This window comes from Kitasatospora acidiphila (assembly GCF_006636205.1).
Classification (GTDB): Bacteria; Actinomycetota; Actinomycetes; order Streptomycetales; family Streptomycetaceae; genus Kitasatospora; species Kitasatospora acidiphila.
Genome location: NZ_VIGB01000003.1, coordinates 3,308,727 through 3,319,191 on the forward strand (window position 1 = coordinate 3,308,727; position 10,465 = coordinate 3,319,191).

Annotated in this window: 5 protein-coding genes; 3 read left to right on the top strand and 2 right to left on the bottom strand. The window is 73.0% G+C overall.

Going from position 1 to position 10,465, the window contains the following annotated elements:
* Positions 1–67 precede the first annotated feature (67 nt).
* Positions 68–1,303 carry a L,D-transpeptidase family protein gene (locus tag E6W39_RS15580; protein WP_141634039.1) on the bottom strand — a complete coding sequence of 412 codons (1,236 nt, stop codon included), beginning with the start codon at positions 1,301–1,303 and terminating at the stop codon, positions 68–70.
* Between the two features lie 249 nt (positions 1,304–1,552).
* Here E6W39_RS15580 and glgX point away from each other — a divergent pair, with 249 nt between their 5' ends.
* From glgX to E6W39_RS15595, 3 genes are read left to right on the top strand one after another with little or no spacing between them, the layout of a single operon-like run.
* Positions 1,553–3,736, top strand: coding sequence for a glycogen debranching protein GlgX (glgX, locus tag E6W39_RS15585; RefSeq protein ID WP_141634040.1), 2,184 nt, complete (start codon positions 1,553–1,555; stop codon positions 3,734–3,736).
* Positions 3,737–3,785: 49 nt separating this feature from the next.
* A complete protein-coding gene (locus E6W39_RS15590) occupies positions 3,786–5,579 on the top strand; it encodes an ABC transporter ATP-binding protein (protein WP_141634041.1) in 1,794 nt (597 codons plus the stop codon).
* Positions 5,579–7,381, top strand: coding sequence for an ABC transporter ATP-binding protein (locus E6W39_RS15595; RefSeq protein ID WP_141634042.1), 1,803 nt, complete (start codon positions 5,579–5,581; stop codon positions 7,379–7,381). Before E6W39_RS15590 ends, E6W39_RS15595 begins: the two co-directional genes overlap by 1 nt.
* Before the next feature lie 59 nt (positions 7,382–7,440).
* Here E6W39_RS15595 and glgP read toward each other — a convergent pair whose 3' ends face one another.
* Positions 7,441–10,065 (bottom strand): alpha-glucan family phosphorylase, encoded by a 2,625-nt coding sequence (gene glgP / locus E6W39_RS15600; protein ID WP_141634043.1) that lies wholly within the window; start codon positions 10,063–10,065, stop codon positions 7,441–7,443.
* Positions 10,066–10,465 lie beyond the last annotated feature (400 nt).

A 10,465-nucleotide genomic window follows, 5' to 3' on the forward strand; every position in this document is an offset into this window, starting at 1 on the left:
CAGAATGCCCCGCGGCCCGTACATGTGAACGAGGTGGCACGGGCCGCGGGTTGCGCCATGCGCCGGACTACCAGCTGCTCCACGGCATCGTCCAGCCGCTCAGGCCGTTGCTGCCGCTCACCGTCCTGCCCTTGGAGTTCTTGATGATCACCACGTCGCCGATCAGCGACGAGTTGTAGAACTTGCCGGCCACCGAGTTGTCGTCGCCGCCCTTGCCGTCCTGCAGGCCGACGCAGCCGTGGCTGGCGTTGGAGACGCCGAAGGCGTTGCCCCAGTAGTTGCCGTGCACATAGGTGCCGGAGTCGGTCAGCCGCATCGCGTGCGGCACGTCCGGCACGTCGTACTCGGCGCCGACCACGTTGGAGACGGTGGCCGAGTTCATCCTGGTGACCCGGTCCTTCTCCTCGATCGTCATGGTGCCGTTCCAGGACGGGTTCTGGTCGTTGCCCGCGGTGATCGGGATGGTCTGCACCACCTGGCCGTCCCGGCTGACGGTCATCTTGTCACTGGAGGCGTCGACGGTGGAGATCTGCGAGCGGCCGACCGTGAACGCCTCGTCGCTGTTCTTGGGGCCGTAGACGCCCGTGGCCACCTCGGTGCCGGCCAGCCGGAAGTGGATCTTCACATTGGTGCCGGACTTCCAGTACTGCTCGGGCCGGAAGTCCAGCCGGCGGGAACTGAACCAGTGGCCCTTCACCTGGGTGCCGTCCGAGGCCTCGAAGGTGATGCCCTTGAGGACGTCGTCCTTGTGGCTGACGGCCTTGCTGAAGTTCACCGAGACGATCATCCCGACGCCGTACGTGGTGCCGGTGGTGACGTTGTCGTTCACCGCGACGGTCTTGGCGGGGGTGAGCGTGGTGAAGCTGCTGTCCAGCGCGGACTGCAGGCCGGCCGCGTCCACCGCCTGGGCGTTCACCTTGTAGAGCATGCCGACCGCCAGCGGACCGGACGGCGTCCAGGAGGAGCCGTCCGCCGCGATCGCGCCCGCCACCTTGTTGCCGCCCTTGTCGGCCACCGTGACCTGGGTCAGCTTGCCGTCGGCCACCGAGACCTTGACCGCGCCGCTGGGCGCCACGTCGTCGGTGCCGTCCTTGGGGCTGACGCTCAGCACCGCCGCCGAGAGCTTCGGGGACGCCGACGCCGCCGGCCCGCCGGAGCCGTCCGCCTTGGAGGTGTCGTCCGGGCCGCAGGCGGTGGCCAGCACCAGCACCCCGCCCGCCAGCAGCGCGGCGGCCGTTCGCCGGTACCCGGCCCTGACCTGGCTGCTTCCTCTCGCGGCGGCTGCCGCCTGCACCGGGTCCACTAGGTGGCCCCTCCCGTTCACGTCCGTGGGTTCGCGCCTCAGCGTCCGGGCGCGCGCGAGCGCCAGGATAACTGCGCTGCATGAGTGAATCCCCGGCAGGAGGGCGGCGGCCCGCGGGCCGAAGATCACCGATCGGAAAGCGGCCAGTCCGCTGCGTGTCAGCCGGATTCCCGCTGGTACACGAGGGAACGATTCCACTCGGCGGACATCTGCCGGTAACAGAACCCTCGGCTCGGAAGGGCACGGCTCATGACGGCACCTCAGGAGGCGTCGCGCCCGGCGCCGGCGCACCTGCCCCCCGCCGCCCCGTGGCCGGGCAGCTGGCAACCGCTCGGCGCCTGCTACCGGCCCGGCACCGACGGCAGGGGCGGCACCAACTTCGCGCTCTGGGCGCCCGGCGCCGAAGCGGTCGAGCTCTGCGTGTTCGACGAGGACGGCGCCGAGACCCGGCACCCGCTGCCCGAGCAGACCTTCCAGACCTGGCACGGCTACCTGCCCGGGGTGGGCCCCGGCACCCGCTACGGCTACCGGGTGCACGGCCGCTGGGACCCGTGGACCGGCGCCCGCTGGAACCCGGCCAAGCTGCTGCTCGATCCGTACGCCAGAGCCGTCGACGGGGTCTTCACCGGCCACGCCGCCTGCTGCGGCTCGGTGCGCGACTGGCCCGAACCGCAGGCCGCGGACACGGTGCGCGACAATCGCGACTCGGCGCCGTACACCGCCCGCTCGGTGGTGGTGCACGACGATGACGACTGGGCGGACGACCACCGCCCCAAGACCCCGTGGGCCGAGACCGTCATCTACGAGCTGCACGTGGCCGGCTTCACCCGCCGCCACCCCGGGGTGCCGCCCGAACTGCGCGGCAGCTACGCCGGGTTGGGCCACCCGGCGGCGATCGAGCACCTGGTCTCGCTGGGCGTCACCGCGGTCGAGCTGCTGCCGGTGCACCAGTTCGCCGACGAGGACTTCCTGCGCGGGCGCGGGCTGGCCAACTACTGGGGCTACAACTCGATCGCCTGGTTCGCCCCGCACGGCGGCTACTCCGCCTCCGGCACCCGCGGCCAGCAGGTCGGCGAGTTCAAGCGGATGGTGCGGGCCCTGCACGCGGCCGGCATCGAGGTGATCCTCGACGTGGTCTACAACCACACCGCCGAGGGCGGCGAGCAGGGCCCGACGCTGTCGCTGCGCGGCATCGACAACGCCGGCTACTACCGGCTGGGCCGCGGCCGCCGCGGCTACACCGACTACACCGGCTGCGGCAACACCCTGGACACCCGGCAGCCGCAGGCCGTGCGCCTGATCACCGACTCGCTGCGCTACTGGGCCGCCGAGATGGGCGTGGACGGCTTCCGGTTCGACCTGGCCGCCGCCCTGACCCGCGGCAGCGACGGGGTCGACATGCACCACCCGCTGCTCGCCGCGATCTCCCAGGACCCGCTGCTCAGCCGGGTCAAGCTGATCGCCGAGCCGTGGGACCTCGGCCCGGGCGGCTACCAGGTCGGCAACTTCCCACCGCTGTGGGCCGAATGGAACGACAAGTACCGCGACGGCGTGCGGGACTTCTGGCGCGGCGCCCGGGCCGACGTCGCCGAGCTCGGCTACCGGCTCTCCGGCTCCTCCGACCTCTACCAGCTCGGCGGCCGGCGCCCCTACGCCTCGGTCAACTACGTCACCGCGCACGACGGTTTCACGCTGCGCGACCTGGTCTCCTACAACGCCAAGCACAACCAGGCCAACGGCGAGGACAACCGGGACGGCACCGACGACAACCGCTCCTGGAACTGCGGCGCCGAGGGCGAGACCGACGACCCCGCGGTCATCGAGCTGCGGGACCGCCAGATCCGCAACCTGCTGGCCACCCTGCTGCTCTCCACCGGGGTGCCGATGCTCACCGCGGGCGACGAGATGGGCCGCACCCAGGGCGGCAACAACAACGCCTACTGCCAGGACAACGAGGTCAGTTGGGTGGACTGGAGCCTGCTGGACGAGCCGCGCTGGCAGTCGCTGCGGGAGCTGACCGCCCGGCTGATCCGGCTGCGCCGCCGGCACCCGGTGCTGCGCCAGCGGGCCTTCTTCTCCGGCCTGGCCCCGCTGCCCGGCCAACTGCCCGACCTGACCTGGTACACCGCCCGCGGCAACGAGATGACGCCGGCCGACTGGCCCGCCCCGACCGCCGTGCTCGGGATGCTGCTGAACGGCGGCGCGATGTCCGAACGCGACCGGCACGGCTGCCCGTTGACCGATGACAGCTTCCTGCTGCTGCTCAACGGCAGTGCCCGCCCGGTGGAGTTCACGCTGCCGCCGCGCGGGCCGTTCGAACTGCTCCTCGACACCGCCGCACCCACCGCCGGAGCCACCGGCGGAACCGTCGGCGGACCGCTGGCGCCGCGCTCACTCCGACTGCTCCGTCTGCTCCGGTTGCCGCAGTCCTGACCGGAAAACCTGATGAGAACAGGTACGGGTGCGGCCTACCCTCCGAAGGATGGCAGAGAACCCCGCTCCCTTGCCGCAGCCGCCCACCCCCGAACCCACCAGGTCCACGGTGCGCTCGCTGCTGAGACTCCGCGCCTACGCGTACCCGATCCGCTGGTACCTGGCCGGAGCCGTACTGGCCGCCCTGCTGGCCTCCGGTGCGGTGCTGGTCACCCCGCTGGTGCTCGGCCGGATCGTGGACGGCCCGATCGCCCACCGCGACACCGGCGCGCTCTGGCCGCTGGTCGGGCTACTGCTGGTGCTGGGGCTGGCCGAGGCCGGCCTGTTCGGACTGCGCCGGATCCTGGTCGCCCGCCCGCTGGCCCGGGTCGAGGCGGCGATGCGCGGTGACCTGTACGCCAAGCTGCAGCGGCTGCCGGTGGCGTTCCACGACCGCTGGGCCTCCGGGCAGCTGCTCTCCCGGGCCACCTCGGACATGTACACCCTGCGGCTCTTCCTGGCCTTCGGGTTCATCTTCCTGATCGTCAACTCGCTGACGTTCCTGGTCGGTTCGGTGGTCATGCTGGTCCTGGACTGGCGGCTCGGACTGATCGCGCTGGCACCCTCGGTGCCGCTGATGCTGTTCTGCACCCGGTTCGAGTCCAAGTACTCGCTGGCCGCCCGCACCGCCCAGGACCAGAACGGCGACCTGGCCACCGTGCTGGAGGAGTCGGTGCTGGGCATCCGGATCCTCAAGTCGTTCGGCCGGCACCGCACCATGGCCCGGCAGTTCGCCGAGCGCGCCGAGCGGCTGCGCGGCACCGAGCTGCACAAGACCCGGCTGCTGGCCGACCTGTGGGCGGTGATCGTGCTGCTGCCCGAACTGGCGCTCGGCTCCGCACTGGCGGTCGGCGCGGTGCTGGTCGCGCACGACCAGCTGAGCACCGGCGCCCTGGTCGCCTTCCTCTCCACCGCGCTGGCGCTGCGCTGGCCGGTGGAGTCGATGGGCTGGCTGCTGGCCTACAGCAACGAGGCCGGCACCGCCACCGACCGGCTCTTCGAGGTGCTGGACGCCCCCGAGCCCCCGTTGACGCACGGCACCGCCGGCCCCGCCACCGGCGACGGCATCCGGCTGCGCGACGTGCGGTTCCGCTACCCCGACGCCCCCGACGGCACCCCCGACCTGCTGCGCGGCATCGACCTGCACATCCGGCGCGGCGAGACCATGGCCCTGGTCGGCGCGACCGGCAGCGGCAAGACCACGCTGACCGCGCTGCTGCCCCGGCTCTACGAGCCCACCGCCGGCAGCATCACGCTGGACGGCCGGGACACCGCCGCGCTGGAGCCGGCCGAGCTGCGCTCGCTGGTCGCGGTGGCCTTCGAGGACCCGATCCTGTTCTCCGCCACCGTCCGGGAGAACGTGCTGATGGGCGCCCCGGAGGCGACCGACGCGGCGCTGGAGAAGGCGCTGGCCGTGGCGCAGGCCGACTTCGTCACCGACCTGCCCGACGGCGTCGACACCGAGGTCGGCGAGCAGGGCCTGAGCCTGTCCGGCGGCCAGCGGCAGCGCCTGGCGCTGGCCCGGGCGGTGGTCGGCGGCCCGCCGTTCCTGGTGCTCGACGACCCGCTGTCCGCGCTGGACGTGCGCACCGAGGCGCTGGTGGAGGCCGCGCTGCGCGAAGTGCTGGCCGACAGCACCGCCCTGGTGGTGGCACACCGGCCGAGCACGGTGCTGCTGGCCGACCGGGTCGCGGTGCTGGCCGACGGCCGGATCCTCGACGTCGGCACCCACCCCGAGCTGTTGGCGCGGTGCCCCGAGTACCGCGCGCTGATGAGCGGTGCGCTGGAAGGGAGCGTGGCCTGATGGCGGTGCTGGAAGCCCCCGCCCCCGTCACCGACGAGGAGATCCCGGTCCCGCCCGGCGCCCCGGCGAGGCTGCTGCGCTCGCTGCTGGGCCCGCAGCGCGGCCGGGTGGTGCTGGCCGCCGTGCTGATCCTGGTGCAGCAGGCCGCGCTGCAGTCCGGGCCGCTGCTGGTCGCGTACGCCATCGACCAGGGCATCCCGGCGCTGCGCCGGCACGACTCCGGTCCGCTGGTCGCGATCATCGCCGGCTACCTGGGCTGCGCGCTGCTGAGCACCGTGCTGCAGCGTGCCTTCATCCGGCTCACCGGGCTGATCAACCAGGACATCCTGCTCCAGCTGCGCACCCGGATCTTCCGGCACGCCCAGGCGCTCGGCCTGGACTTCCACGAGCGCTACACCTCCGGGCGGATCATCTCCCGGGCCACCAGCGATGTGGACACCCTGCGCGAGCTGCTCAACGAGGGCCTGCAGGAGCTGCTCTCGGTGGCCATCTCGGTCTGCTACATCGGGGCGCTGCTGCTGGTGATGGACTGGCGGCTCGGGCTGCTGGCGCTGGCCTCCGTGGTGCCGATGGGGCTGCTGGTGCGGATGTTCCGGCGGCGCAGCACCCGGGTCTACCGGACCGGGCGGACCGCGGTCGCCTCGGTGATCGTGCGCTTCACCGAGACCATGAACGGCATCCGCCCGGTGCAGGCGTTCCGCCGCGAGGACGCCAACCTGGCCGCCTTCGCCGAGTCCAACCAGGCGTACACCCGGTCCAACGCCGGCGGCCTGCTGGAGATGGCCCGCTACGTCGGCTTCTCCCGGGCCACCGCCAATGTGTGGATCACCGCGGTGGTGCTGGCCGGCGCCTACCTGGTGACCGACCGCAGCCTGGAGATCGGGGTGCTCACCGGCTTCGTGCTCTACCTGCGCCGGCTCTACGACCCGATCGACCAGCTGGCGATGTTCCTGAACAGCTATCAGGCGGCGGTCGCGGCCCTGGAGAAGATCGCCGGTCTGCTGGCCCACCAGCCCTCGGTGGCGCCGCCCGCCACCGCGCACCGGCTGCCGGCCGGCACCGGCAAGGGCCGCACGGTGGCCTTCGACCGGGTCTCGTTCGGCTACCGGGACGGCACCGAGGTGCTGCCGGTCTTCGACCTGACCCTGTCGGCCGGCAGCACCACGGCGGTGGTCGGCGCCACCGGCGCCGGCAAGTCCACCCTGGCCAAGCTGCTGGCCCGGTTCTACGACCCGTCCGCCGGCCGGATCGCCCTGGACGGCGTGGACCTGCGCGACCTCGCCACCGAGGAGCTGCGGCGCGGCGTGGTGATGGTGACCCAGGAGTCCTTCCTGTTCTCCGGCACCGTCGCGGAGAACATCGCGATCGGCCGCCCGGACGCCACCCGCGCCGAGATCGAGCAGGCCGCCCGGGAGATCGGCGCCCACGACTTCATCACCGCCCTGCCCGACGGCTACGACACCGACGTCCGCAAGCGCGGCGGCCGGATCTCCGCCGGCCAGCGCCAACTGGTCGCCTTCGCCCGCGCATTGCTCGCCGACCCCGCCGTCCTGATCCTCGACGAGGCCACCAGCTCCCTGGACATCCCCGGCGAACAGGCCGTCCAGCACGCCATGCGCACCGTCCTCGCCGGCCGCACCGCCGTGATCATCGCCCACCGGCTCTCCACCGTGGAGATCGCCGACCGCGTCCTGGTCATGGACCGCGGCCGGATCGTCGAGGACGGCACCCCGGCCGCCCTGATCGCCGGCACCGGCCGCTTCGCCCAGCTGCACTCGGCCTGGCGGGAGAGCCTGGTCTGAGCCGCGGTGCGCGGGAAGTCGGCCCACCCGACGTCCCGCGCACCTGCTTGGCGGGCCCGCTAGCGCAGCACCCCCGCGTCCATGCCCGCCGACTCCACCGGCAGTGCCACCAGGCCCAGTTCGGCCGAGGCGGCGAGCAGCGGGTGGGAGGGGAGGACGCGGACCGTGTAGCCGAACGGGCCGGTGCGGTTGAGCTCCAGGGTGCCCTCGTAGCGCTGGCAGCCGGTCAGGTCGGGGCCGCCGGCCGGCTTGAGGGTGCCCAGGTCGACCTCGCGGAGGCGGTCCTGTTCGTCGACCGTGCCGGAGACCACCTGCACCTCGACGTCCTCGGCGGTCAGGGTGCCCAGGGTCACCTGCACCTTGAGGGCCAGCGCGGTGCCGAGCTCGGCGGCCTCGGCGACCGCCGCGTCCACCGGGCCGACGGCGACCTGGGGCCAGGCCTGGCGGATCCGCGCCTTCCAGTCGGCCAGTTGCCGGGCGCCCGGGCCGTCCAGCCGGCGCTGGGCCTGCGCCGCCGGGGCGTAGAGCCGCTCCACGTACTCCCGGACCATCCGGCCGGCCGGCACCTTGGGGCCCAGGGTGGCCAGGGTGTGCCGGACCATGGCGATCCAGCGGTGCGGCAGCCCGTCCGGCCCGCGCTCGTAGTAGCGGGCCGCCACCTGGTGCTCGATCAGGTCGTAGAGCGCCGCGGCCTCGATGTCGTCGCGCTGGTCCTCGTCGATCCCCGCGGCGTCGGCGGTGGGGATCGCCCAGCCGTTGCGCCCGTCGTACCACTCGTCCCACCAGCCGTCCAGCACCGAGAGGTTGAGGCAGCCGTTGAGCGCCGCCTTCATCCCCGAGGTGCCGCAGGCCTCCAGCGGGCGCAGCGGGTTGTTCAGCCAGACGTCGCAGCCCGGGTAGAGGCGGGTGGCCATCGCCATGTCGTAGTCGGGCAGGAAGACGATCCGGTGCCGCACCGCCGGGTCGCCGGCGAACGCCACCAGCTGCTGGATCAGCCGCTTGCCGCCGTCGTCGGCCGGGTGCGCCTTGCCGGCCACCACGATCTGCACCGGGCGGGTCGGGTGCAGCAGCAGCGAGCGCAGCCGCTCCTGGTCCCGGAGCATCAGGGTGAGCCGCTTGTAGGAGGGCACCCGGCGGGCGAAGCCGATGGTGAGCACCTCCGGATCGAGTACCGCGCCGGTCCAGCCCAGTTCGGCCTCGCCGGCGCCTCGGGCCCGCCAGGAAGCGCGCAGCCGCCGCCGGGCCTCCTCGACCAGCTGGGCCCGCAGCCTGCCCCGGACCTCCCAGATCTCGCTGTCGTCGATGTGCTCCACGGCGCTCCACGGCCCGGCCTCGCCGGCCGTCATCGCCGCCTCGGCCTGGTCGGCGCCGATCCGGGCGGCACCGAGGCGGACCACCGCCGGGTCCATCCAGGTGGGCGCGTGCACCCCGTTGGTGACCGAGGTGATCGGCACCTCGGCTGGGTCGAAGCCGGGCCAGAGGGCTCCGAACATGCCGCGGCTGACCGCGCCGTGCAGAGTGGAGACGCCGTTCGCCCGCTGGGCCAGCCGCAGGCCCATGGCGGCCATGTTGAACAGCTTGGGGTCGCCGCCCGGCCAGTTCTCCAGGCCGAGCGCCAGCACCCGCTCCACCGGCACCCCGCGCAGCGCCGCGTCGCCGCTGAAGTGACGGGCCACCAGCTCGGCCTCGAAGCGGTCGATGCCGGCGGGCACCGGGGTGTGGGTGGTGAACAGGGTGCCGGCCCGCACCGCCTCCAGCGCGGCGCCGAAGTCGTGCCCGCGGTCGTCTGCCACCAGCTCGCGGATCCGCTCGACGCCCAGGAATCCGGCGTGGCCCTCGTTGGTGTGGAAGACCTCGGGCGCGGGGTGCCCGGTGATCCGGCAGAACGCCCGCACCGCGCGCACCCCGCCGATGCCCAGCAGCATCTCCTGGAGCAGCCGGTGCTCGCTGCCGCCGCCGTACAGCCGGTCGGTGACGTCCCGTTCGCCGGCCGCGTTGGCCGCCACGTCGGAGTCGAGCAGCAGCAGCGGCACCCGCCCGACCTGGGCCCGCCAGATCTGCGCGGCGAGCCGCCGCCCGGCGGGCAGCGCCAGCTCGACCCGGGCCGGGGTGCCGTCGGCCTCGCGCAGCAGGGTGACGGCCAGCTCCTCCGGGTCGAGCACCGGGTAGCGCTCCTGCTGCCAGCCGTCCCGGCTGAGCGACTGGCGGAAGTAGCCGTGCCGGTAGAACAGCCCGACCCCGATCAGCGGCACCCCGAGGTCGCTGGCGGCCTTGAGGTGGTCGCCGGCCAGGATGCCCAGGCCGCCGGAGTACTGCGGCAGCGCGGCGGCGATGCCGTACTCCGGCGAGAAGTAGGCGATGGCGGCCGGCAGCGCCTCGGCGCCCGGGGCCGACTGGTACCAGCGCGGCGCGCCCAGGTAGTCGGCCAGGTCGTCGGTGAGGTCGCCGAGGCGGCGCAGGAAGCGGCGGTCGCAGGCCAGTGCGGCGAGCCGGCGGGCCGGCACCTCGCCGAGCAGGCGGACCGGGTCCTCGCCGACGGCCTCCCAAACTCCCGGATCGACCGCGCGGAACAGCTCCCGGGTCTCCGGATGCCAGGACCAGCGCAGGTTGAGCGCGAGCTCGTGCAACGGCTGGAGCTGCTCGGGCAGGACGGTACGGACGGTGAATCTGCGGATGGCCTTCACGGCTCGAAGCGTAGACCGCCGGGGGTGGCTGATGTGGCGTCAACTCCCGTAGCTGCTACCCATTCGGGCGATTGAACAGATCACGTCCGGCGCAGTCGAAGCTCCCTGGGGCGCACACGGCGCACTTGCCCCGCAAGGCGCACGCCGGGCGCGGTTTTCCGCCACCCGGGGGTTGAGGCGATTGGCCGAACTGCTCCCCCGCACCACCGCGCTGGCCTCATACCGAGTGGTAAGAGCTACGAACAGTGCGAGGATGTGCACAGGCCGCGCTCGCAGGGTCGGCATGGGTGGCGATTCCCGTGCGGCTCGGCCGGTCCTCCGCGTCTCCGTTGCCTTCCCTGACCGTCCGTTAGCCCACTCGGCTCACCGGAGTACTCCCTGGTGGGTCGTCGCGTGTCCT